The sequence below is a fragment of the Mesorhizobium erdmanii USDA 3471 genome, assembly GCF_000472705.1.
In the GTDB taxonomy this organism is placed as follows: domain Bacteria; phylum Pseudomonadota; class Alphaproteobacteria; order Rhizobiales; family Rhizobiaceae; genus Mesorhizobium; species Mesorhizobium erdmanii.
Window position 1 is genome coordinate 219,589 of record NZ_KI421453.1, and the last position, 24,315, is coordinate 243,903.

The window sequence follows — 24,315 nt, forward strand, 5'->3', positions numbered from 1 at the left end:
TCACCAGTTCGACAGTGCGCGGTCGAGTGTCTCGGCCAATTGCTCGGCATTGTCCCTGGCGAACGGCAGAGGCGGCCTGATCTTCAGCACATTGCCGCGTGGACCGCAGGACGAGATCAGGACGCCATCCTCGCGCATGGCTTCGACGACCGCCGACGTCTTGCTGGCGGCCAGCGCCTCGTCGCCATCGGCTGTCAGTTCAACGCCGAAATAGAGGCCGTTGTGCCTGACGTCGCCAACCATGCCGTGCCGGGTTTGCAGTGCGTCCAAAAGGTCGCCCGTATAGGCGCCGACATTGCGTGCATTCTCGATCAGCCCCTCGCCTTCGATCACCTCGAGCACGGCGATGCCGACAGCCGCCGCGACCGGATTGCCGCCGAAAGTGTTGAAATAGCCGGTGTTGGAGCCGAAGGACGAAACGAGTTGCGGCCGCACGAGCACCGCACCCATCGGATGCCCGTCACCAATCGGCTTACCCATGGTGACCATGTCGGGCTCGAGGCCATAATTGGCGAAGCCCCACATGCCCTGGCCAAGGCGGCCGAAGCCGGACTGGACCTCGTCGGCAATGACGATGCCGCCGGCGTTCCTGACGTGATCCGCCGCCTCGCGCATGACGGAAGCGTCGGGAAAGAAGATGCCGTCGCTGGAAAAGGCCGAGTCGAGCAGCAGTGCCGCCGGGCGGATGTCTTGCGCGCGCATATCCTCTATGGCGGCGGCGACATTCCTGGCGAAATCATGCGCGGCACGGCCATGGTCGCGGAACGTGTCGGGCGCTTTCACGGTCCGGTGGTGCGCCGGCACGCCTTTTGCCCCGACCGCCGCCGGCGACAGCTGCGCCGTCGCGATCGTGGCGCCGTGATAGGCAAAGTCGGTGATGATGACGCCGGTACCGCCGCTCGAATGCTGGGCGATGCGAATGGCGAGATCGTTGGCCTCGCTGCCGGTGCAGGTGAACATCGCATGGCCGAGATGGGCCGGGACGGTGCCGAGCAATTTCTCCGCGTAGTCGAGAATGATCTCGCTGAGATAGCGCGTGTGCGTGTTGAGCGTGGCGGCCTGACCCGACAGCGCCTCGACGACGCGCGGATGGCAGTGCCCGACCGAGGCGACATTGTTGTAGGCATCGAGGAATTTGCGGCCCTGCGCGTCGTAGAGCCAGACGCCGCTGCCGCGCACCAGATGGATCGGGTTGCGGTAGAAGGCGCGGTAGGTCGGCCCGAGCAGCCTGGCGCGGCGTTCGAGCAGCGCGCGCTCGGAGGCTGTGGCGTCGGCATTTGGCGAGGACTGGGACACGAGTATCTACTCCGGATTGGAATGGTCGAGGAAATAGTGGCGGGCGTCCGCGGATGACAGCCCATCCAGCCGTTCGAGCGAGGTCCAGACCTCCGCGGCGTGGCGCAGGACATAGTCGCGTTTGGCCGGGAACCGCTCCGCCTGCCACGTCGTGATGTTCACGATGAGCGCAAGGCGGGCGCGGATCAGATTGAAAAGAATGCCGATTTCTTCGACCTCGAGCGGCTGCACCGATTGATAGCCGGCAACGAAGCGCGCGGCCGGCGCCAGTGGATGGCCCTCCGCCGGCCAGCGATAGACGGCGCCGATGGCGAGATCGCAGATCAGCGGCGAATGGATCATGTCACCGAAATCGAGGATGCCGCCCACCACCTCCGGCCGCGACGCGTCCATCACGACATTGTAGGTGTTCATGTCGTTGTGGACGATCTGGGCGCGAAGTTTCGGGATTACTGGCGCCGCATGCTCCTCGAATGCGTCGATCGCACGCTCGACAATGGCGCGCCGGCCACCGTCAACGATATGCGCCATCATCGGCCGTGTCTTGGCGACCTTTCTGATATCCCAGAGCAAGTCGCTGCCGGCCGCCGGATGAAAGAAGCCGCGCAGCGCCCGGCCAAGCCGGGCGAGGAAAATGCCGAGATTGCGATCCTGCGCGGCCGATGCCGGCGAGCGCGACAGCAACTGGCCGGGGAGATAGCTGACCAGCCGGATGATGCGCGGCGCCGATCCACTGAGGCTGACCATGAATTGCGCATTGCCTTCAAGGCTCCTGCGCACCAAGGGAACCGGCAATGTGGGATCGACCGCCAGGATATGATCGAGCGCCTTGTTCTGGAAATCGGTGAAGCCGGCCTCTTCCGCCGGATGGGAAACCTTGAGGACGAACTCGCCCTCGCCTTCGGTCCGGATATGGAAATTGTGATCGCGCTCGCCGGGCAGCGGACGCGCGGTGCCGATGAGGCCATAGTGCCGGCGCAAGATGGCAAGCGCCTCGGCGATAGAGACATCTGGCGCGTCCTTGGCAAGCGTCTCGCCGAAACCGTCAGGCACGGCCGCATTCATGATCCGGCCTCCGGATCGATCGGCTCGAGGCCGCACCAGTCGGCGATGAACAACGCAATGGTCTGCGTAACCTTGCGCACCGAATCGAGATCGACGGCCTCGTCATAGCCATGCGGCATGCGGCAGATCGGGCCGTAGACGATCGCCGGCGTGTCGGCATAGAGGCCGAAGAAGCGCGCATCCGTCGTCGCCGAGGTGACGTGTTCCGTCAGCGGCTCGCCCCACACGGCGGTATGGCTGCGCCGCAGCACGGCTTCCATCTCGTCGGCGCCCTCCAGCACGTAGCCCTCGGCCATGAAACCATTGTAGCTCATCTTGGGCGGGCGATTGGCCAGGAACGGATCGGCGCGCGCCGCGTCGGCGATGCAGGCTTCGAGTTCGGCCTTGGCATCCTCGAGCTTCTGGCCCGGATAGGTCGCTACCCGCATCTCGAAGACGCAGCGCGCCGGAACACTCGATGCCCATTCGCCGCCTTCGATCTTGCCGAGGTTGAAGCGGATCGGATGCGGGTGATTGCAGAAATGCGGATCATCGACCTTGCGCGCATTCCAGACGATTTCGAGCTGCTTCAGCGCCTGGATGATGACGAACGCCTTTTCGATGGCATTGGCGCCGGCCGAGAAAGCGCCGGAGGCATGCTGCGGATCGCCGTCGACCTCGACCCTGAACCAGATCGGCCCGACCTGCGCCCGCATCAGTCGCGGTTCCAGGGGTTCGGGAATAAAGGCGGCGTCGGCGCGGTAGCCGCGCTGCAGGCAGGCGAGCGCGCCATTGCCGGTGCACTCCTCCTCGACCACCGACTGGAGGTAAACATTCGCGGCCGGCCGATAGCCGAGGCCGCGCAAGGCGGCGAGCGCATAGAGACAGGCCGACAGGCCGGCCTTCATGTCGCCGGCGCCGCGCCCGTGCATCCAGCCATCCTCGATCGCCGGATCGTAGGGGTCGCGCACCCAGCGGTCGAGCGGTCCCGTCGGCACCACGTCGATATGGCCATTGAGGATCAGCGAGCGGCCGGTGGCGTTTCGCGGCGTATGGGTGGCGACGACATTGAAGGCATCGTCATAGGAGACCGCAACCGGTGAAAACCCAGGCAGGTCGCGGATCGCGTCGACATCGACACGCCACATGTCGACCGCATAACCGTCGGCCTCGTAAGCGGCGGCCATGAAGGATTGCGCGGCGTGCTCCTCGCCGCGCTGGGAGGGAAAGCGCACAAGGTCCGCCAGGAAAGCGACTTGCCGCGCGAAGCCGTCATCAACCGCATGCAAAATGGCTTCGTCGGCAATTCGCTCAGGCATGATATTCCGCTTTCCCATGAATGGTGTATCATATCTCATATGCCATTTTCTCAAAAGGCAAAGAGACAGGTCGGGCCAAAACTATGGCCCAACGCGGGAACCCCTTGGCATGCGGGCGCATAGTTGGCATCAGCTTGCTGTATGCCAGCGAGGCTGGATAGCAGAGATCGAGGACAGATGCTGGTCACCGAAGGCCCATTGCCGGATGAAGTCACCGATCTCTCTCCCGGTTACCGGCGCGTGCCGGCCGGCAAGATCGTCAATGCCGTGACGTGGATGGAAGCGCGCGCGCCAGTGCCAGGTCTCGCCCAACCCCTGGCAATGACCCGGATCACCAAGCCCGACAGTGCCGCCTACCGCACGATCTTCCTCGAGATCGGCGCTCCCTGGCTCTGGGATCGCGCCGCCGAAATGTCCGAGGCTGAGATCACCTCGCATTTCGCCGACCCGCGCCAGCATCTCTACTACGGCCATGATGAAAGCGGCGACCACGTCGGCATGGTCGAATTCCGCGTGGCGGACGGCAACGAGATCGAGATCACCTATTTAGGACTGTTCCCCGCCTTGACCGGCCGAGGCCTCGGCAAGCGGCTCATGGCCGGCGCGCTCGACCAGGCATGGCGCCTCGGTCCCGGCCGCATCTGGCTGCACACCAGCAGCATCGATCATCACAGCGTCATCGGCTTCTACCGGGCTTGCGGGTTTGAACCCTATGCCGCCGGATTCGAAATAACCGACGATCCCCGGATCAAGGGGACCCTGCCGCGCGATGCGGCCCCGCAGATCCCGTTGATCACGACGGAATGGGTGCCCGGCGCCAGATGAGACCGTCTTCGCAACCCGCCGGCCTTTCATCGTCTCACCATCGCCGGTGGGTGCGGCGCGAAAGCATCCTGTCGAGGCTGGAGCGACATGTCGACACGCGCATCGTGCTGTTCGCCGCGCCCGCCGGCTTCGGCAAGTCGACGACGATGGCGCAATGGGCGGCGGAAGTCGTGCGCCACGGCCGGCTGACCGCCTGGCTGTCCTGCGAGACGACGGACAATGACGAAGGCGCCTTCCTGTCGCATCTGGTGGGCGCGCTGCGCCATCTCGTCCAGAACCCGGCCGAACTCGACCTCGCCTTCCAGTCGAGCCCGATCCCGCAGCTCGACGTCGTGCTTGCGGCACTGGTGGCGGGCTTTGCGGCGCGCGACGCCGAGATCACCCTGTTCTTCGACGACTACCACGTCATCGACGCGCCACCGGTGAAGCGGTTCATGGAGCGGCTGACCCGGCAGGCGCCCGCCAATGTTGCCTTCGTCATCGGTTCGCGCAACTTGCCCGACTTGCAGCTCGGCAAGCTTAGGGTGCTTGGCGACGTTTTCGAAATCGGCCCGGATGATCTGCGCTTCGCCTCGTCCGAGGCCGAGGCCTTCTTCAACGACAAGCTCGGCCTGAGCGTCTGCAGCGGCACGATCGAGACCTTGTGTTCGCGAACCGAAGGCTGGGCCGCCGGCCTGCAACTCGCCTCGCTGTCGCTGAGTGCCGCGCATGCGCCGGAAACCGTCATCGGCAACTTCACCGGCGCCAACCGCAACGTCGCCGACTTCCTGATGGGCGAAGTCTTCCTGGGGCTACCACCGGCGCTGGCCAAGTTCCTGCTCCACAGCTCGATCTTCGAGCGCTTCAGCGCCGAGGCTTGCCGGGCAGTCTTGCGTGCGGCGGATGCCGAGGCCGATATCACCGAAATCGAGACCCGCAATCTTTTCCTTGTCCCGCTCGACGAGGAGCGGCGCTGGTTCCGCTATCATCATCTGTTCCACGACTTCCTCAGCCGCGAAATGGAACGGCGCGAGCCGGAGATGATCGCCCCGCTGCACCTGGCCGCCGCCGAATGGTTCGGCGAACGCAAGATGCTGACCGAGGCGATCGGGCATGCGCTGGCCGCCGGCGACCAGGCGCGCGCGGCGGTGTTCGTCGAGAACAACGCGCTCGAACTCATCGCCCAGTGCCAGCTGCTTTACGTGCGCCAGTTGCTGGCGCTGCTGCCGAAGCAACTGGTCGACCAGCGCATCCGGCTGCAGCTGATCGTGCTGTGGCTGGCGGTGCACTCGAGCCAGCCCGAAATCGCCCAGATGACCCTCGCCAATGCGCGCAAGCTGGTCGAGACCGGGCCGGCCGACGGCAAGGATCCGGGCACGCTGACCGGCACCACGATCGAGGCCGAGATCGCTGTTCTCGATGCCGCCGTGCACAGCACGCTGGAGCGGTTCGAGGACGCGCGCGACACCGCGCTGGCCGCGTTGCGCATCATCGCGCCCGATGCCTGGTTCATGGAAGGCGCAACCGCCAACGTCATCGGCTACAATCTCTACGCTCTGGGCGACCTCGAGGGCGCCCGGGCGGCGGTCGACGCGGCGCGCAAGGCGCATGAGCGAAGCGGCAGCCTGCTCGGCGTCACCATCGCCAATTGCTACATGGCCGTCATCGAGCGCTCCGCCGGTCGCCTGCCCGCCGCCGAACGGCTGCTGCGCAACACGATCATCGAGGCCAGGACACGGATCGGCGCCAATTCCTATGCCGAGGCACTCGCCGGAACGCTGCTTGCCGAACTCGCCTACGAGACCAACGCTTCGGGCGAAGCGCTGACGCTGGTCGAGAATCTGGGACCGCTGATCGAGGGCGCCGCGGTCATCGTCTATCCCCTGGCCAGCGTGCCGACCTATGCCCGCGTGCTGCAGCTGACCGGTCGCGGCGACGCGGCGCTCGACATGCTGGAGCGCGTCTACCAGCGTGTGCGCGGTTCGGTCTACCGCCGCCTTGCCTCGGTGCTGGTGCATGATCGCATCCGGCTTCTGCTAGACCAGAACCGAATCTTGGAGGCACGCGACCTGCTCGACGAGCATCGCGGCGAAAGCACTGAGACCGCCCCCACCGTAGCCAACGAATTCGAGTTCTTCGCCGAGGGCCGGCTGCTGACGGCTGAAAAGTCCTATGCGGCGGCCGCGACACTTTTGGACACGTTGCTGGAGCGAACGAAAAGCAGCGGGCGCATGCGCCGCCACATACTGGCGCTGATCCTGCGCGCCAAGAACGCCGGCCATGACCAGCGCGAGGCCGACCGGCGTCTTCTGGAAGCGCTGCGCCTTGCCCAGCCCTCCGGCTTCATCCGATCCTTCGTCGACGAAGGCAGGCCTGTCGTCGAAGCGTTGATGCGGCTGCGGGCCGCTCAAGCAAAGACCGACCCGTCCCTGTCGGCCTATGCGACGCGCATCATCGATGCCGCGCAGACGATGCCCGTACCGACGCGCAAGCCGGCAGCACCGACGGCCGAAAAGGAGCAGCTCACCCAGCGCGAATCCGAACTGCTGCGCTGCCTGTCGGAAGGCATGTCCAATCGCGATATCGCGGTCGCCCTGTCGGTGAGCGAGACGACGGTGAAATGGCATTTGAAGAACATTTTCGGCAAGCTCTCGGTATCGAACCGCGTGCAAGCCGTGCGTGCCGCCCAGGTCGCCTCAAACCTTCGTCCCCCTCCGAAAGGAGGGGTATAGACATCTGATGCAACCCCTCTTTCGGGTCGGGCCATCGTTTCGTTAGCCTGCTAGCCTCCTGCGGATTGTAGAGGACGCTGCGGATGGCGACAGGTTACGTTTTTCACGAACAGCTGATGTGGCATGACACCGGCTCCAGTGCCGACATGATGCCTCCCGGCCGTTTCGTGGAACCCGGGCGGCACCTGGAATCGCCCGGGTCGAAGCGCCGGCTGAACAACCTTATCCAGGTCAGCGGCCTGGCGCGCCATCTGGTGCCGATCCTTGCCGAGCCGGTGACGGTCGAGGACCTGCTGCGCGTCCACACGCAGCGCCATATCGACGACATCAGGATGCTCAGCGAACGGGGATGCGGCTTCGCCGGGCCGCAGGCGCCGATCGGCCTCAACAGTTTCGACATCGCCCTGCTCTCGGCGGGCACCACCTATGCGGCGATGCGCGCGGTGCTGACGGGCCGTGTCGACAACGCCTACGCGCTGGCGCGGCCGCCCGGGCATCATGCCGAGCCCGACCAGGCGATGGGCAACTGCCTGTTTTCCAACATCGGCGTGTCGGTGCGCCGGCTGCAGCATGAAGGCCTGCTCGGCCGCGCGGCGATAGTCGACTGGGACGTGCACCACGGCAACGGCACCGAAACGGTGTTTTATTCCGACCCTTCGGTGCTGACCATTTCCCTGCACCAGGACAATCTCTATCCGACCGGGCGCGGCGCGCAGGCCGATAATGGCAAGGGCGAAGGCGAAGGCTACAACATCAACATCCCGCTGCCCGCCGGCAGCGGCACCGGCGCCTATGAAGCGACGTTCGACCGCATCATTGCCCCGGCGCTGCGCGCCTTCAAGCCGGATCTCGTCATTGTCGCGTCCGGCTTCGATGCTTCGGGCTTCGATCCGCTCGGCCGCATGATGCTCAACAGCGAATGCTTCCGGCGCCTTGCCGCGCGCATGGTGGCGCTGGCCGCCGAGACGTCGAACGGGCGGCTGATGATGACCCACGAAGGCGGTTACTCCGAAGGCTATGTGCCGTTCTGCGGCCATGCCGTGATCGAGACGCTGGCCAATCATCGCACTGAAGTGGTCGATCCCCTGTCCGACCATATCGACGAATGGGCCGGGCAGGAGCTGCAGCCGCATCAGGCGGCTGTGATCGACGCGGCCGAAGGCCTGCTCGCGGGCCTGCGCCAACGGCTTGCAAGTGCTGCCTGACGCGATGGATTTTCTGGTCACCACGCTCCTCAACGCGCTGACACTGATCAGCATCCTGATGCTGGTCGGCCTCGGGCTGGCGATCAGCTTCGGCCTGATGAACGTCACCAATCTGGCGCATGGCGAATTTGTCACCGTCGGCGCCTTCGCGGTCTATTTCGTCCAGAGCATCGGCGGCTCGTTCTGGCTGGGGCTGCTTGCTGCCCCCCTCGCCGGTGCAGTGGTCGGCTGCGTCCTGGAATTCGCCATCATCCGCCATCTCTATTCGCGGCCGGTCTCGACGGTGCTCGCCACCTGGGGTGTCAGCCTGATCCTGCAGCAAGGGCTGGAACTGACCTTCGGCCTCGGCGCCAAGCCGGTGACGCCGCCGATCGAGGGCACGTTCGACCTGTTCTTCACCGTCTATCCGGCCTACCGGCTGATCCTGATCGCGATTGCCATGCTGACCTTGCTCGGCGTCGTGCTGCTGATCAGCCGGACGTCGTTCGGGCTTGACATCCGCACCGTCATCCAGAACCGCGAGATGGCCGAAGGCGTCGGCATCAACACGAGGCGCACCTACGCCATTGCGTTCACCTTCGGCGCGGCCATCGCCGGGCTTGCCGGCGGGCTGGTCGCGCCACTGGCGATCGTGCTGCCGCAGATGGGGGTGAATTATCTCGCCAACGCCTTTTTCGTCGTCATTGTCGGCGGCGTCGGCTCGATTGGCGGCCTCGTCGCCGGCAGCGTTTTCGTTGGGGGACTGACCAGCATCCTCAACTACCAGATCTCGCCCTCGCTGGCACAAGCGATCGTGCTGCTCGCGGCCATCGTCGCCGTACGGCTGCGGCCCAACGGCCTGTTCAACGGAGCATCGCGATGATCGCCCGCGACCGCAACTGGCTGCTGATCTTCGCCGTCTGCGTAGCGCTAGCCGTCGTCTATCCGTTGTTCGCCGACGGCTACCAGCTGACCGTCATCCGCGACGCGCTGATCTTCGGCCTGTTCGCGGCGAGCCTCGACTTCTTCTGGGGCCGCACCGGCATCCTGTGCTTCGGCCACGCCGCCTTCTTCGGCATCGGCGGCTACATCATGGCGTTGATCACGCTCAACGACGCCATTCCCTTCGGCAGCCTGCTCGGCATTCTGGGCGCCGTGGCCGGCGCGGCCTTCGTTGCCGCCATCATCGGCTACTTCCTGTTCTTCGGCGGCATCCGCGGCAGCTACTTCACCATCGTCACGTTGGCGATGGGCGTCATCTGCCAGCAGGCCGCCGTCTCGTGGAGTTCGGTCACCGGCGGCGACAGCGGCCTGATCGGCATCCCGCCGATCGCGTTCGATGTTGGCGGGGTGCACGTGGATCTCAGCCAGGACCTGCCGAGCTATGTCTTCGTCGCGGCCATCGTCGCGATTGTCGTGCTGGCGCTGTGGTCGATCAGCCGCGGCCGCTGGGGTACGGTGCTCACCGCCATCCAGGACAATGAAGTCCGGGCGGCAGCGCTTGGCCACAATGCACCGCTGCGGCTGCTCGTTACCTTCATCCTCTCGGCGGCGATCGCCGGGCTTGCGGGCGCGCTCTATGTCTGCATGGCCGGACTGGTAGCGCCCGATCTCTCCGGCCTGCTGCTGTCGACCGAAGTCATCGTCTGGGTGGCGGTTGGCGGGCGTGGCACGCTGCTAGGTCCGGTGCTGGGCGCCATCTTCATCCAGCGCGCGCAGCAGACGATCTCAAGCTTCAACCCGAGCCTGTGGCCGCTGCTGCTCGGCTGCGTCTTCGTCATCATCGTCTTCGTGCTGCCCGACGGTATCCTGTCGATCTATGCGCGGCTGAAAGGCCTGTTCAAAAGCCGGAGGCACGCGCCATGAGCGACGTCCTGCTCCTGGCCGAGAATGTCGGTATCCGTTTTGGCGGATTGCAGGCGCTGGAAGGGCTGAACCTGACGGTGCGCGACAAGGAATTGTGTTGCATCATCGGGCCGAATGGCGCCGGCAAGAGCACCTTCCTCAACGTTTTGACCGGCACGCTCCGGCCGACCAGCGGCAGCGTGCGCTTCCTCGGCCACGACATTGCCGGCCTGCCGCTGCACCGCATCGCGCGGCTCGGCATTGCGCGAAAATTCCAGATCCCGTCGGTCTTTCCGAGCCTGTCGGTGGAAGACAATCTGAAGGTTGCACGGTGGGGCGCGCCCGCGCCGGTTCGCCCGCTTGGCGAGTTGCTGGACTTGGTCGCGCTCGGTAGCCGCGCGGCCACGCTGGCCGGCGAACTGGCGCATGGCCAGAAGCAATGGCTGGAGATCGGCATGGCGCTGGCGATCGAACCGCGGCTTTTGCTGCTCGACGAGCCGACCGCCGGCATGACACCGCAGGAGACGCTGGCGACCGCCGAGATGCTGCTGCGGCTCAAGGGGGAGTTCTCGATCGTCGCCGTCGAACACGACATCCGCTTCGTGCGGGCGCTGAATTGCGAGACGCTGGTGCTGCATCAGGGGCGCCGGCTGCGCAGCGGTCCTTTCCACGACATCGAGACCGACGAAATGGTCCGCGACGTCTATCTGGGAAGGCGCTGACCATGCTGCGGACACTGGCGATCTCAGCCGGCTATGGCCTGCTCCCGGTGCTGAACGGCATCGATCTCAGCGTCGCATCAGGCGAAGTCGTCGGCCTGCTCGGCCGCAACGGCGCCGGCAAGACGACGCTGTTGCGCGTCATCGCCGGCGGGCTGAAGGCGAGCGGTGGCGCCGTGCTTCTCGGCGACCAGGACCTTACCAACGCCCCGGCCTTCCGCCGGGCGCGAGCAGGCATCGCCCATGTGCCGCAGGGGCGCGGCATCTTCAACCAGCTGACCGTGCGGCAGAACCTGGAAGTCGGCACCCGCGCCGCCAGGGATCGCGGCGATGGCGGCATTCCGGACGACATTTTCGACTATTTTCCGATCCTGCGCGAACGCGAAGCGCAGGTCGCCGGCACGCTTTCGGGCGGCCAGCAGCAGATGCTGGCGATCGGCCGCGCTCTCTGCGGCCTGCCTTCCGTGCTTTTGCTCGACGAACCCTCGGAAGGCATCCAGCCGAACATCGTGCAATCGATCGCCGAACTGGTGCCGCGCATCGCCCGCGAGCGCGGCATCGCGATCGTTCTGGTCGAGCAGAATCTCGATCTCGTGCTCAAGGCGGCGGACCGCTGCCTGGTGATGGAGAAGGGCAAGATCGTGCACGAAGGCACGCCGGAGGCGTTCGCCGACGAGAGCCTGCTGAAAGACCTGTTGGCCCTGTAAGGCGCACGTGAAGCGCGCCGGGGATTTTTTGACTTTGTAAGGCGTGCATGGGGCGCGCCTGGACTGGAAGGGAACACAACAATGATAAGCAGAAGAACCATCCTGAAATCCGGCGGCGCGGCCGCCGCCTTCGCCATGGTCGGCGCGCCATCGATCCTGCGCGCCGCCGACACCGTCAAGGTCGGCCTGTCGATCCCGATCACCGGCCTGCAAGCGATCCTCGGCGAGACGCTGCTCAATTGCTACAAGCTCGCCGCCGCCGAACTCAACGCCGCCAACGGCATTGGCGGCCGCCAGGTCGAATTGTTCATCGAGGACAACCAGACAACCACCAAGGGTTCGATCGACAAGGCGCGCAAGCTTCTCAATGAAGACAAGGTCGACGTGATCATGGGCACGATCATTTCGCCCGAGCGCAGCGCGACGCTGTCGGTGACCTCGAAGGCCAAGAAGCTGTTCTTCTACCCGACCAATTTCGAGGGTGGCGAATGCAACCGCTACTTCGTCGCCACCGGCCCGATCCCGATGCAGCAGGTCGACCCGATGATGCCCTGGGTAGCCGAGAATCTTGGCAAGACGATCTATGTCATGGCCTCCGACTATGCCTGGCCGCAGAAGATGACCGAGGCGATCACGGCTGCCTATGAGAAGGCCGGCGGCAAGGTCATCGGCGCCGATTACTATCCGTTCGGCACCACGGATTTCGGCCCGGCCTTCCAGAAGATCAAGTCGCTGAAGCCCGATGTCGTGTGGTCGATGGTGGTCGGCAACGACGCCGTCACCCAGCTCAAGCAGTATCGCTCTTTCGATATCAAGCAGCCGCTGATCGCGCCGCTCGACGAAGTCTTCAACAAGGACGCGCTGCCACCCGGCGTCGCCGCCGGCACCTATGCGCCGCAGCCCTACTGGATGGCACTCGACAATCCGGTCAACAAGAAGTTCATCGCGAGCTTCCGCGAGAAATTCGGCCAGGAGAAAATGGTCAACGGCATCGGCGAGGCCGGCTATAACGGCCTGCACCTCTATGCGCTGGCCGCCGAGAAGGCCGGATCGCTGAAAGACGACGATGTGCTCAAGGCGCTGCCGACGATCGAGTTCGACGCGCCGCAAGGCAAGATCCGCGTCGACGCCTCCAACAACCACACGCTTTGCCATTCCTATGTCGGCAAGGCGGCGGCCGACGGCATCAGCTACGAAATCGTCAAGGATTTCGGCCAGATCGCGCCGGTAACGCCTTACTGCAAGCTGTAGGACCTCGGCATCCTGACGGCGGCTTCGCCGCCGTCAGGTCGACTTTGGGGCCGGCAGCCGCTCGCGCAATTCGTCGACAAGCACCCTGGTGTTTTCGGAATAGTCTATAGGCACGACGACGAGATGCACGCCGCCGCCGGCAAAGGCCTGTTCCAGCGCCGGCCGCAAGGCGGCGATCTCGGCAACCCTGGTCCCCCTGGCGCCATAGGCCTCGGCGTATTTGACGAAATCGGGATTGCCGAAGGTCATGCCGAAATCCGGAAATTCGTCGACCGCCTGCTTCCAGCGGATCATGCCATAGGCATGGTCTTCCAGCAGCAGAACGACGAGGTTGAGCTTGAGCCGGACGGCGGTTTCCAGTTCCTGGCTGTTCATCATGAAGCCGCCGTCACCGCAGATGGCCATGACTCGGCGGTTGGGATAGAGCAGCGCCGCCATCATCGCCGAGGGAAGGCCGGCGCCCATGGTCGCCAGCGCATTGTCGAGCAGCAGTGTGTTTGCCATGCGGGTGCGGTAGTTGCGCGCGAACCAGATCTTGTACATGCCGTTGTCCAGAGCGAGAATTCCGTCCGCGGGCATGACGGCGCGCACATCATGCACGATGCGCTGCGGCGTGAAGCGGTCTTCGGTGGCACGCGCGGCGATCCGGCTCAAAATACCTTCCCTGAGCGGCAGCAGGGCCTGCGCATTGGGAATCTTGCCCTCGACGCGGTCGGCCAGCAGCGCCAGCGACGGGCCGAGGTCGCCGACGATCTCGGCCTGTGGGAAATAGACCTGTTCTACATCGGCCGAGTGGTAGCCGACATGGATCACCTTCGGTCCGTTGGCGCCCATGATGAAGGGCGGTTTCTCGACCGTGTCGTGGCCGATGGTGATGATCAGGTCAGCCTGCTCGATGGCCTCGTGCACATAGTCGCGCTCCGAAAGGGCTGCCGTTCCCATATAGAGCTCGGTGCCGCCGGGCACGGTGCCCTTGCCCATCTGTGTGGTGAAATACGGAATTTGCGTGCGCAGCACGAACTGGGCGACATCGGGGGTCACGCGCGGCCGCGACGCCGCCGCGCCGAACATCAGCAGCGGACGCCTGGCCTCCATGATCATGCGGGCGGCACGATCGAGCGCGGCAGCACTTGCCGTGGGCAGTTCGACCGGATGTGTCGGCACCAGCGCCACCGGCTCGCATTCCGCCGCCGCAATGTCTTCCGGCAGTTCCAGATGCACGGGACCCGGCCGCTCTTCCTGGGCGACGCGAAAAGCTTCGCGCACTAGCGATGGGATCATCCTGGGCGATACGATCTGGCGCGACAGCTTGGTCAGCGGCTTCATCGCCGCGACGATATCGACGATCTGGAAGCGCGCCTGCCGCGACGACAATATGCCCTTCTGGCCGGTGAGCATGATCATCGGCATGGCGCCGAGCAACGCGTAGGCAGCACCCGTCGTCAGATTGAGCGCGCCCGGACCAAGCGTGGTGATGCACACGCCTGCCTTGCCGGTGAGCCTGCCATAGGTGGCGGCCATGAAGGCGGCCGCCTGTTCGTGGCGGGTCAGGATCAGCTGGATCGACGAACGGCGGATCGATTCGACGATGTCGAGATTTTCTTCGCCCGGAATGCCGAAGATCCGGTCGACCCCCTCATTCTCGAGGGCCGCGACGAACAGATCCGAACCTTTGGTCATGAACCGCCTCTCCTGCAATGCGTGAATTCCGCCTTCATATGGCATTGGAAAGCTGCGCCTCAAAGAGCGCAAGCCCGCACGGCTCGCAATCAGGCCATAAGTTTCGGCAAGGCTGCCGCCAACGCGTCGACGGCAAGCCGCACCTTGAGCGGCAGATGCGGCGTTTGCAGCCAAAGGGCGTGGCAGTCGTAGAGATGGCGCGGGTGGTCCGGCAACAGCGCCACCAGCGCACCGGCTCGAACGAGGGGCGTAGTGACGATCTGAGCAACGGCAACGGCGAACAAATCATTCTTGCCGGCACTATCGCCCTTGAAGGCACAGCTCCGCATTCCTAATTGTCGGGTGCGGGCCGGGCCCCTCTGACGATCGCTTCTGGTGATTGTGATGTCGGACCGCTTTAACGGGCCCGTTCCTTCCTTTTCGGTCAAGCGGGCTCATACTTTCGGTTTGGAGCCCCGTATGACAACTTCCCTGCTTGGTCTGGTTTGCCCCTCCTGCCGCGTCGCGCTCGTGATGAGCGAACGGCAAGGTATCGAGATCGATTATTGTCCGCAGTGCCGCGGCGTCTGGCTCGATCGAGGCGAACTCGACAAGATCATCGAGCGATCGGCCAAGGAAGCGCCGCCCGCCACGCAGGCGCAACCGGCGGCATACTCCCAGCCGCACCATGGCCAAGGCCGCGATGACGATTATTCGCGCTCTCAAGGCCACCGCTATCCGAAGCGCAAGAAATCATTCTTCGAAGAACTGTTCGATTGACTGCATGACGCGGGCAAGCCCGCCGGCATCTGCCGAAATTTCCAAAGCCACATCGACAAAGGTCCATACCGATGCTTTCCCGCACCAGCCGATTTGCCACTCTTTTCGCAGGCCTGTTCCTTGCCTTCTCAATGGTCGCGATCGATCATGCCGAGGCACGGCGCGGCGGCAGTTTCGGCAGTCGCGGCACGCGCACCTTCCAATCGGCGCCACCGACCAGGACCGCTCCGGCGCCGACCGCTCCGGTCGAACGTTCGATGACGCCCAACACCGGTGTGAACTCCGCCGCCCGGCAGCCGCAGGCCGGCCCGCAAAGGCCCGGCTTCATGAGCGGCTTCGGCGGAACAATGATGCGCGGCCTGCTGCTCGGCGGCCTGATCGGCCTACTCGTCGGCCAAGGTTTTGGCGGCCTGGCCGGCATGTTCGGTTTCCTGCTGCAGGCCCTGCTCATCGGCGGCGCGATCATGTTGGCCATCCGCTTCTTCCGGTCGCAATCGGCACGTGGCCCCGCGCTCGCCGGTGCCGGCAACGCCCCGGCGTCGAGTTTTGAGAACCGCGCAATGGGCCAGCCGCAGGCTGCGGGCTCCTTCACAATTCCCGGCTTTGGCGGCGGTTCGGGCGGAGGCTCGCCGGCCGCCGTTTCCGAAGAGATCACGTTGGCTCAATCCGACCTTGACGCCTTCCAGCAGTTGTTAACCGATGTCCAGGAAGCATTCGGACGCGAAGACCATGCCGCGCTGCGTCGGGCAGTCACGCCCGAGATGGTGTCCTATCTCTCGGAGGAGCTGGCCGACAACGCCCAGAGAGGTCTCAGGAACGAGGTCTCCGACATCGCCTTGCTGCAGGCCGATATCGCCGAAAGCTGGCGCGAGGACGACCGCGACTACGCCACCGCCGCCTTGCGTTACGAGTCTCGCGACGTGACGCGCGAACGGGCCAGCGGCAAGGTCGTCGACGGCGACGAGGATCACCCGACGGAGACCACCGAACTGTGGACCTTCACGCGTCAGAGCGGCTCCAACTGGAAGCTCTCGGCAATACAGCAGGCCTGAGTCCGGCCGTTCTGACCCACGAGCGCTTCAGCGCACGATCCTGACGCACATCGGCGTGCCGATCTCGATGGCGCGTCCGGTGTCGGTCAGCATGCCGGTCCCGGCATCGCGAGCGAAGATCGAGATGCGGTCGGCATTCTGGTTGGCGGAGAACAGGTGGCCGCCTGACGGCGTCAGCGCCAGATTGCGCGGCGTAGCGCCGCCGCAGGGGACATAACCGACAAGACCGAGCGTACCGGTCTGCTGGTCGACGGCCATGATGACGACGCTGTCATGGCCACGGTTGGAGCCGTAGATGAAGCGGCCATCCGGCGAGATCTGGATATCGGCGCAATGATTGCTGTCGCGCGCCTCGGCCGGAACCGCTGGCTTGGCGTCGATGACCGAGAGTTTTCCCGTGGCCTCGTCCAGCACCGTCGAAACCACGGTCGAATCCAGCTCGTTCATCACAAAGACGAAGCGTCCGTTCGGATGCAGTGCGAGATGGCGCGGACCGGCGCCTGACGGCAAAGCGGAATCGGCAAGCTTGGTCAGATTTCCATCCTGCTCGATCCGGTATGACACCAGGCGGTCAGTGCCGAGATCGGCGACGATGGCCGCTCCACCGGCAATGGTTTCGGTGACGCTGTGCGCATGCGAGCGTTCCTGCCGCGCCGCATTCGGGCCGGTGCCCTTGTGCGACACGCTGGCCAGCGGTGGCGATAGTGCGCCATCCCTGTCGAAGCCATACACGGCCACGGCGCGATCCGGACCGCCCTCGCCCATGCCGTAATTGGCGACCAGCAGTTTCGTGCCGTCGCGGGTGATGGTGTTGTGCGCGGTGATGCTGCCGAGCGATGGCTGCTTGTTCAGATAGGTGAGCGTGGCTGAGCCACGATCGAAGCGGTAGGCGGAGATGGTGCCCTCGCGCCAGGCAAATACTTCCGAATTGGCATAGATCCGCGAGCCGTCCGGCGTCACCGACAGGAAGGTCGGATTGTCGACGTCGCTGGTCTCGGCCAGTTTCCGGATTTCCAGAGTTGCCTCGTCGAAGCTGTAGACGCCGAGGCCGACACCGCGCGCGCCCTGAAAGTAGGGCGCTTCCCGGTTCAGGCTGCCGACAAACACCAGACATGCACCGCTCATGATTTCCTCCCCTGCCCGCCGGCGCTTTGGCACCGTGGGAACAACCAAAATTTCGCCTGTCCTCGCTTGCAACGCAACCCCATATGTGAAAATACTATTTACAAAAGAAGATTGACAGGAGGAGACGTCTTGCTTTCATACGCCTCGACGCGCGTTGAGATGGCTGCGCTGTGCCTCCTCCAGGACCGGCGGAGCCAGCCATGAACGACTTCGCGCCCACTGTCGGCGTTGCCTCGACGCACCCCAGGAACATGCCCGAAGATCATGCCGCGCTGCCGGTGTGGAACGCCGAGAACTGGTTCTACGAGGACTGGCCGGTCGGCCAGAAAATCCGCTCGTTGCGGCGCACGATGGCTGAAGGCGACAGCCACCTTTTCAACACGCTGGTGCTCGACATCCACCCCTATGTGCAGGACCAGATGTTTGCCGAAAGCGAGGGCATTTTCGGCAAGCGGCTGATCGCCGGCGCGTTCGTCTTCTCGGCCGGGCTGGGGCTGGTCGCCACCAACTGCGTCAACGCATTTTCCTATGGCTACGACAAGCTTCGTTTCATAAAGCCTGTCTTCATTGGTGACACGATTTATTCGATCCGCTCCAACCTCGACAAAAAGCCCCGCTACAAGGAGATGGGGCTGATCCGCGCCAGCTACGAGGTGTTCAAGGGCGAAGGCGAGCTCGTTTTGTATTGCGAACATCTGCAGACGGTGAAGTACCGCAACCCGGCCGATTTCGCCGGCAAGACGGAGAAATAGAAATGCCGGCTCAGGCCGAATTGCCGCTTGCCGGCCTCGTCGTCGTCGACATGAGCCAGTTCCTGTCCGGGCCGTACTGCTCGCTCCGGCTGCTCGATCTCGGCGCCCGCGTCATCAAGATCGAGCGTCCGGACGGCGGCGACCTGTCGCGCCGGCTCTATCTCAGCGACACCGAGATCGGCGGCGATTCCACCATTTTCCATGCCATCAACCGGGCCAAGGAAAGTCTTGCCATCGACCTCAAGAACGAGGCCGATCTCGAGGCGTTGCGCGGCCTGCTGGCCAAGGCCGATGTGCTGATCCAGAATTTTCGGCCAGGTGTCATCGAACGGCTCGGCCTCGACTATGAGGCCGTGCGCAAGATCAACCCGCGTTTGGTCTATGCCTCGATCAGCGGCTATGGCGAGGAAGGTCCCTGGGTCAAGCGGCCCGGCCAGGACCTGCTGGCGCAGTCGCGCTCGGGTGTCATGTGGCTGAATGGCGACGAGGACCAGGGACCGGTACCGTTCGGCCTCGCCATCGGCGACATGCTGGCGGGCGCTGCCTGCGCGCAAGGCATTCTGGCCGCCCTGGTGCGGCGCGGCATCACCGGCCAGGGCAGCCATATCGAAACCAGCCTGCTGGAAGCGCTTGTCGACTTCCAGTTCGAGGTGCTGACGACGCATCTCAATGATGGCCGCCGCTTGCCCAAGCGTTCCAATTTCCGCAGCGCGCATGCCTATCTCTCGGCGCCTTACGGCGTCTATCCGGCCAAGGACGGCTACCTGGCCATCGCCATGACGCCGATCCCGAAACTCGCCGATCTGCTATCACTCAACGAGTTGGCGCCCTATCGCGACAAACCGGCATCGTGGTTCACCGCGCGCGACGACATCAAGGCGATCATCGCGCAGCGGATCGCGACGAAGACGATCGACGAATGGCTGGCCATTCTGGAACCAGCCGACATCTGGTGCGCCAAGGTGCTGACCTGGCCGGAAATGCTGGCGAGCGAAGGTTTCCAGTCGCTCGACATGCTGCAGACAGTGACGCGCGAGGATGATGTCTCAATCCTCACCACCAGTTCGCCTCTCAGGGTCGATGGCATCAGAGCCAAGGTCGATCGGGCGGCACCGCGCATCGGCGAGCACAGCGATGCGATCCGCGCGGAGTTCGGCCTGTGACCACGCTCAAGGGTATGACCTGGAGCCATCCGCGCGGCTACGATCCGATGGTCGCGTGCTCGGCTCTGTGGCAGCAAAAGACCGGCGTTGGCATCGAATGGGACAAGCGCTCGCTGCAGGATTTCGAATCCTTTCCGGTCGAGGAACTGGCGCGCGCCTATGATCTGATCGTCATCGACCATCCCCATGTCGGCCAGATCACCGCGGAAAGCTGTCTTGCGCCGCTGGATGTTGCCGGCCGCGAAGCGGAGCGCACTGCGCTCGCCTCGGGCAGTGTCGGCCAATCCTATCCGAGCTATGCTTGGCAAGAGCGGCAATGGGCGTTTCCGATCGATGCGGCGGCCCAGGTCCAGGCCTGGCGGCCGGATGCGCTCGATGCGCCGCCGGCGCACTGGAGCGAGGTGCTCGATCTCGCCCGGCAAGGCCGCGTGCTCTTGCCGTTGCGGCCGCCGCACGTGCTGATGGTGTTCTACACGCTTGCCGGCAATCTCGGTCATCCGTGCGCGACCGATCCGTCCACCGATCTGATCGATGTCCAGGCCGGCAGCGAAGTCTTCGAGGCGATGCGCGAGATTGCCGCGCTGGTCGAACCGGGCTGCTTCGAGATGGATCCGATCGCCGTTTCGGAACGCATGGCGCTGGCCGGTTCGCGGATCGTGTGCGCACCGTTGATCTACGGTTATGTCTCTTACGCGATTGCCGGGTTCCGCGCGAACCGGCTGGCCTTCACCGACATCCCGGTCATTGGGTCCAGCGGCCCGATCGGCTCGGCGCTCGGCGGTACCGGCATCGCCGTCTCGGCTTTTTCCAGGGGCATGGATGCCGCGATCGACTTTGCCTACTGGGTCGCGAGCGGCGACGTCCAGCGCGGTCCCTATGCCGCCGCCGGCGGACAGCCGGGTCACGCCGCCGGCTGGGAGGACCAGACCGTCAATGCCGCGACTGGCAACTTCTACAGGAACACCCTCGCGACGCTGGAGGGCGCATGGGTGCGGCCACGCCATGATGGCTACATGGCGTTCCAGCAGGCAGCGTCCGACCGCATCCTTTCAGGCATGACCTCAGGGCACCAAGCCGGTCAGGTCGTTGCCGATCTCAATCGCCTGTTCCGGGAGAGTTCTCCCGTGCAGGTGTCCGGCGCTGCCGGTGGAGGAGCCTGAACCAAACCGAACGGAGGAGAACAAGATGACAAGAATGTTAGGCGGCATGCTCGCCGCAACCGCACTCGCCTCGCTTGCGACGACCGCCTTTGCCCAGGACGTGCAAGGCGTCATCGGCGGGCTGCCAACAGAGCTCAAGGCGCAGTATGACGGCGCGCCGCAGAAGGTGCTGCCCTCGGCCTGGGACAATTTCACGCCGCCGCCGAAGCCATGGAAGTGGTGCCACTCGGAATCCTACCAGGGTAATCCATGGCGGGTCACCGTCACCAAGGAGTTGAAGCGCCTGGTCGACGGGCTGATCGCCGACGGCACGGTGTCGAGTTTCGAAGTGTCCGATTCCAACAACGATGCCAGCCAGCAGATCAACCAGATCCGCGCCTTCATCGACAAGAAGTGCTCGATCATCACCTCGATCCCGGGCTCGGCGACAGCACTCGATGACGCGATCGATGCCGCCGCCAAGGCCGGCATCCCGTTCATTACCGCCGCCGGCTCCGTGACCAGCCCGAACGCGGTCAACGTCGATTCCAACTATGCGCGCTGGGGCTATGACATGATGACGGCGATCGGCAAGGCTCAGCCCGACGGCGCCAGTATCCTGCTCGTCGAAGGCATTGCCGGCCACCCGATCGTGGTGCAGGAGCGCCAGGGCGCGGACAAGGCGTTAGCCGAAAATCCGAAGCTGAAGATTTCGCGCAACGTCAACGGCAACTGGACCGCCAATGTCACCAAGACGGTGGTGCTGCAAGCGATCGCCACCAATCCGGCGCCGATCGATGCGGTGTGGACGACCGGCAGCGAAAGCCGCGTCGTCGCCGAGGCTTTCGCCGAAGCCGGCCGGCCGGCGCCGCTGATCACCGGCTCGATCACCGGCGATGCGCTGGGCTACTGGAAGGCCAATCCCGACAAATACCGCTTCGAAGGCCATGCGGTGCTGCCGCACTGGACGGCCGAGACGCTGTTTCGCGTCGGCGAACGCATGCTCGACGGCCAGAAGCCTAAGCTGAATACGCTGCTGATCCCGATCCCGCCGGTGCACAGCGCCGATCTCGGCCAATGGTACAAGGAATGCATGACGACCGATGCCGTCTCGATCTTCCCGATCCCACCCAAGGATCCGATGCCGGAGGAGTGGCTCGACGCCTATTTCTCCAATCCGGCGCCGACCAAGGGCTGGGACTATTCGAAAGTGCCAGATGCCTGTGCAAAGTAACCCCTGCGCGAAGTGATCCCCGCGACAGCCTCAACAAGCTGGCTCCTTTCACGGAGCCGGCTTGCCAGCCTTGAAACACGGCATGCTTGAAATCAAAACCATATCCAAACGCTATGGCGAGACGGTCGCGCTCGCGGATGCCTCGATCGCGTTCCGGGCGGGGACCATCCATACCATTTTGGGGGAAAACGGTTCGGGCAAGAGCACGATGGTCAAGCTGTTGTCCGGCATCGTCCAGCCGGACAGCGGCGCGATCCTGCTGCAAGGCAAGCCCTTCTCAGGCGCCAGCCCCTCGGCCTTCCAGGAGCAAGGCTTTGCCACTGTGTTCCAGGAGGTGCTGATCGCGCCGGACCGCAGCGTGACCGATAACATCCTGCTCGGCCTCGACGGGCTGGTCCGACGCATCGTTCCCCGCAACGAGCGTCGTGACAGGGCTGCGGCCGCCTTGAAGCGCTTCGCCGTCACCGACGTCCCCCTCGACATGCCCGCTGGCCTGCTGCCGCTTGCCGCGCAGCAACTGGTCGTTCTCGCCCGCGCGATCGTGCGTAACCCAAAAATCCTGATTCTCGACGAGGTCACAGCGGCGCTCGACTTCGCCGACCGCGAATCCGTCTTTTCGCTGATGCGCGCGCTGGCAGGCGAAGGCTGCCTGATCCTGTTCATCACCCACCGCATGGACGAGGTAATGTCGCTGTCGGATCGCATCTCGATCCTGCGCGGCGGCAGCGTGGTGCGGACCGAAGAGCGCGGCGCGTCCACGCCAGCGGAATTGCTCAGGGCGATGGCGCCGCGGACGGCGGCGGAGCTGGCGCATGGCTGATCACACGGCTGCTGGCCTCGCCGTCCGCGATCTGGTCATCGCGCCTTCCGCAAGCGCAATAACGCAAGAGGTCGCTCCCGGTGAGATCGTCGGACTTGCCGGCCTCGATGGCCATGGCCAGGAACTGTTCCTCAAGATGCTCGCAGGTCTGGAGCAGCCGCTTAGCGGCTCGATCGAACTCGGCGTGTCCGGCACATTTCGTAAGATCACCGGGCTCCGCAAAGCGGTCGCCAGCGGCATCGCCTACCTGCCGCGCGACAGACGCGCCAACGGCATTTTTCCCACGCAATCGGTGCTCGACAATTTTGCCGTTTCGACCTTGTCGCGTGACGCGCGTCTCGGCCTGATCAGTCCGGCGGCGCGCAAGGCGCGCTACAACATCTACCGTGAGAAACTGTCGATCGTGGCGCCACGGCCCGATGCGCCGATCACCACACTGTCGGGCGGCAACCAGCAGAAGGTGCTTTTGGCCCGGGCGTTGGCGCTCGACCCCGCCATCCTGCTCCTCAACGACCCGACGCGCGGCGTCGACGTGGCGACGCGGCATGTTCTCTACGAGGTCTTTCGCGGGCTGGCTGCCGACGGCATGGGGCTGGTCATCCTGTCCAGCGAGATCGCGGAGATTCTGCTGCTGTGCCAGCGCGTGCTGGTGTTTCGCGAAAACGAGGTCGCGGCGGAAATCTCCGGTGAGGCGATGACCACCGAGAGCGTTATCTCCGCCATGTTCGGACGCGCGGCATGAGCCCTCTCGCACGCCTCTTGTCGCTTGGGCGCAGCGTCGGTTTCGCTGTCGTGCTGCTGGCCGTCCTGCTTGCGGTCAATCTCATCCTCAGTCCGGCGCGGTTCCAGCCGGGATCATGGGGTGCGCTGGTCGGACTGGCCGCGCCGCTGATCGGTGCGGCTATCGCCTCGACGCCGGTAATCCTGGCCGGGCGTGGCGGCATCGACATCTCGGTCGGGCCGCTGATGGGCTTCGTCAATGCCGTTGTGATCCAGATGCTTTTCCTCAAGGCCGGCATCTCCTCGCCGCTGCTGCTTGTCCCGGCGGCGCTGCTCATCGGTGCGCTGGTCGGCGCGGCGAACGGGTTCCTGGCGACAATCGTTCGCATCCAGCCGATCGTCGCCACGCTCGGCACCTATCTGATCCTCACCGGCGTCACGCTGACGATCCTGCCGGCGCCGATCGGCCCGGCGCCGGCCTGGCTCAAAACCCTGTCGGGCCCGCTGTCGATGCTGCCACTGGCCTTGATGTTCATTGCCTGGTGGCTGGTGCGCCGCACACCGTACCACGACCAGTTGATGGCGGTCGGCAGCGACGACCGCGCCGCCTACACCGCCGGCGTCGATGTCACGCGCGTACGCTTCATCGCCTATGTGATGACTGGCATCCTTGGCGGATGCGCCGGCCTGATGTTGACGGCGCTGATCGGTTCGGCCGATCCCAACATCGGACCGACCTACACGCTGATCGCCATCGCCGCCGTCGCCCTGGGAGGCGTCAGCCTGGCCGGAGGTCGTGGCGGCATCGCCGGCGCCGCGATCGGCGCGATCGACATCTTCCTGCTGCAGAGCGTGCTGACGACATTCAACGTCTCGACCTTCGTGCTGCAGATAGCCTATGGTGCCATACTGGTTCTGGCGGTGATGCTGACCGCGCTGCAGGAACGTCTTGCCATGAGGGGGCGCTGAC

General features: G+C 64.6%; 22 protein-coding genes and 1 pseudogene. 17 read left to right on the plus strand and 6 right to left on the minus strand.

Annotated elements, in window-relative coordinates; translation table 11 throughout:
- From A3AU_RS0128500 to A3AU_RS0128510, 3 genes are read right to left on the minus strand one after another with little or no spacing between them, the layout of a single operon-like run.
- Entirely contained in the window at positions 1-1,302 is a 1,302-nt protein-coding gene (locus A3AU_RS0128500) for an aspartate aminotransferase family protein (protein ID WP_027055916.1), read from the minus strand.
- Complete coding sequence (locus A3AU_RS0128505) at positions 1,303-2,361, minus strand: phosphotransferase (RefSeq protein WP_027055917.1); 1,059 nt, start codon at positions 2,359-2,361, stop codon at positions 1,303-1,305.
- A complete protein-coding gene (locus tag A3AU_RS0128510) occupies positions 2,358-3,659 on the minus strand; it encodes an ArgE/DapE family deacylase (RefSeq protein WP_027055918.1) in 1,302 nt (433 codons plus the stop codon). The genes A3AU_RS0128505 and A3AU_RS0128510 overlap by 4 nt, the downstream gene beginning before the upstream one ends.
- 177 nt (positions 3,660-3,836) lie before the next feature.
- Here A3AU_RS0128510 and A3AU_RS0128515 point away from each other — a divergent pair, with 177 nt between their 5' ends.
- From A3AU_RS0128515 to A3AU_RS0128550, 8 genes are all read left to right on the plus strand, one after another.
- Positions 3,837-4,484: a GNAT family N-acetyltransferase gene (locus A3AU_RS0128515; protein ID WP_027055919.1), complete on the plus strand. Its 648-nt coding sequence runs from the start codon at positions 3,837-3,839 to the stop codon at positions 4,482-4,484.
- 50 nt (positions 4,485-4,534) lie between these two features.
- On the plus strand, positions 4,535-7,195 hold the full coding sequence (locus tag A3AU_RS0128520; protein ID WP_245235591.1) for a winged helix-turn-helix domain-containing protein: 2,661 nt from the start codon (positions 4,535-4,537) through the stop codon (positions 7,193-7,195).
- Positions 7,196-7,278: 83 nt separating this feature from the next.
- A complete protein-coding gene (locus A3AU_RS0128525; protein WP_027055921.1) occupies positions 7,279-8,400 on the plus strand; it encodes a class II histone deacetylase in 1,122 nt (373 codons plus the stop codon).
- Positions 8,390-9,262 (plus strand): urea ABC transporter permease subunit UrtB, encoded by an 873-nt coding sequence (gene urtB / locus A3AU_RS0128530; protein WP_244277578.1) that lies wholly within the window; start codon positions 8,390-8,392, stop codon positions 9,260-9,262. Before A3AU_RS0128525 ends, urtB begins: the two co-directional genes overlap by 11 nt.
- Positions 9,259-10,245 carry a branched-chain amino acid ABC transporter permease gene (locus A3AU_RS0128535; RefSeq protein WP_027055923.1) on the plus strand — a complete coding sequence of 329 codons (987 nt, stop codon included), beginning with the start codon at positions 9,259-9,261 and terminating at the stop codon, positions 10,243-10,245. Before urtB ends, A3AU_RS0128535 begins: the two co-directional genes overlap by 4 nt.
- Positions 10,242-10,946 carry an ATP-binding cassette domain-containing protein gene (locus A3AU_RS0128540; protein WP_027055924.1) on the plus strand — a complete coding sequence of 235 codons (705 nt, stop codon included), beginning with the start codon at positions 10,242-10,244 and terminating at the stop codon, positions 10,944-10,946. Before A3AU_RS0128535 ends, A3AU_RS0128540 begins: the two co-directional genes overlap by 4 nt.
- Positions 10,947-10,948: 2 nt before the next feature.
- The gene (locus tag A3AU_RS0128545; RefSeq protein WP_027055925.1) at positions 10,949-11,650 is read left to right on the plus strand and encodes an ABC transporter ATP-binding protein; all 702 of its coding nucleotides are present in this window, start codon (positions 10,949-10,951) and stop codon (positions 11,648-11,650) included.
- An 81-nt stretch (positions 11,651-11,731) separates the two neighbouring features.
- On the plus strand, positions 11,732-12,901 hold the full coding sequence (locus A3AU_RS0128550; RefSeq protein ID WP_027055926.1) for a substrate-binding protein: 1,170 nt from the start codon (positions 11,732-11,734) through the stop codon (positions 12,899-12,901).
- Between the two features lie 33 nt (positions 12,902-12,934).
- On the opposite strand, the gene A3AU_RS0128555 is transcribed toward A3AU_RS0128550, so the two are convergent.
- On the minus strand, positions 12,935-14,581 hold the full coding sequence (locus tag A3AU_RS0128555; protein ID WP_027055927.1) for an acetolactate synthase large subunit: 1,647 nt from the start codon (positions 14,579-14,581) through the stop codon (positions 12,935-12,937).
- A gap of 89 nt (positions 14,582-14,670) precedes the next feature.
- A pseudogene (locus tag A3AU_RS1000000139220) lies at positions 14,671-14,823 on the minus strand (LysR family transcriptional regulator); the annotation flags it as partial.
- Positions 14,824-15,040: 217 nt separating this feature from the next.
- Between A3AU_RS1000000139220 and A3AU_RS0128565 the strand changes: the two are divergent.
- Positions 15,041-15,340 carry a TFIIB-type zinc ribbon-containing protein gene (locus A3AU_RS0128565; protein WP_027055929.1) on the plus strand — a complete coding sequence of 100 codons (300 nt, stop codon included), beginning with the start codon at positions 15,041-15,043 and terminating at the stop codon, positions 15,338-15,340.
- Positions 15,341-15,411: 71 nt separating this feature from the next.
- Positions 15,412-16,392, plus strand: coding sequence for a Tim44 domain-containing protein (locus A3AU_RS0128570; RefSeq protein ID WP_027055930.1), 981 nt, complete (start codon positions 15,412-15,414; stop codon positions 16,390-16,392).
- Positions 16,393-16,419: 27 nt separating this feature from the next.
- Here A3AU_RS0128570 and A3AU_RS0128575 read toward each other — a convergent pair whose 3' ends face one another.
- The gene (locus tag A3AU_RS0128575; protein WP_027055931.1) at positions 16,420-17,517 is read right to left on the minus strand and encodes a lactonase family protein; all 1,098 of its coding nucleotides are present in this window, start codon (positions 17,515-17,517) and stop codon (positions 16,420-16,422) included.
- A gap of 200 nt (positions 17,518-17,717) precedes the next feature.
- Between A3AU_RS0128575 and A3AU_RS0128580 the strand changes: the two genes are divergently transcribed.
- From A3AU_RS0128580 to A3AU_RS0128610, 7 genes are all read left to right on the plus strand, one after another.
- A complete protein-coding gene (locus tag A3AU_RS0128580; RefSeq protein WP_027055932.1) occupies positions 17,718-18,269 on the plus strand; it encodes a MaoC family dehydratase in 552 nt (183 codons plus the stop codon).
- Between the two features lie 2 nt (positions 18,270-18,271).
- The gene (locus A3AU_RS0128585; RefSeq protein ID WP_027055933.1) at positions 18,272-19,432 is read left to right on the plus strand and encodes a CaiB/BaiF CoA transferase family protein; all 1,161 of its coding nucleotides are present in this window, start codon (positions 18,272-18,274) and stop codon (positions 19,430-19,432) included.
- Positions 19,433-19,446: 14 nt separating this feature from the next.
- Entirely contained in the window at positions 19,447-20,592 is a 1,146-nt protein-coding gene (locus tag A3AU_RS0128590; RefSeq protein WP_032918385.1) for a type 2 periplasmic-binding domain-containing protein, read from the plus strand.
- Positions 20,593-20,617: 25 nt separating this feature from the next.
- Positions 20,618-21,805 (plus strand): ABC transporter substrate-binding protein, encoded by a 1,188-nt coding sequence (locus A3AU_RS0128595; protein WP_027055935.1) that lies wholly within the window; start codon positions 20,618-20,620, stop codon positions 21,803-21,805.
- An 82-nt stretch (positions 21,806-21,887) separates the two neighbouring features.
- The gene (locus A3AU_RS0128600; protein WP_027055936.1) at positions 21,888-22,625 is read left to right on the plus strand and encodes an ATP-binding cassette domain-containing protein; all 738 of its coding nucleotides are present in this window, start codon (positions 21,888-21,890) and stop codon (positions 22,623-22,625) included.
- Positions 22,618-23,367: an ATP-binding cassette domain-containing protein gene (locus A3AU_RS0128605; RefSeq protein ID WP_027055937.1), complete on the plus strand. Its 750-nt coding sequence runs from the start codon at positions 22,618-22,620 to the stop codon at positions 23,365-23,367. Before A3AU_RS0128600 ends, A3AU_RS0128605 begins: the two co-directional genes overlap by 8 nt.
- Positions 23,364-24,314, plus strand: a complete 951-nt coding sequence (locus A3AU_RS0128610; RefSeq protein WP_027055938.1) for an ABC transporter permease — start codon at positions 23,364-23,366, stop codon at positions 24,312-24,314. Before A3AU_RS0128605 ends, A3AU_RS0128610 begins: the two co-directional genes overlap by 4 nt.
- The last annotated feature ends 1 nt before the right edge of the window (position 24,315 follow it).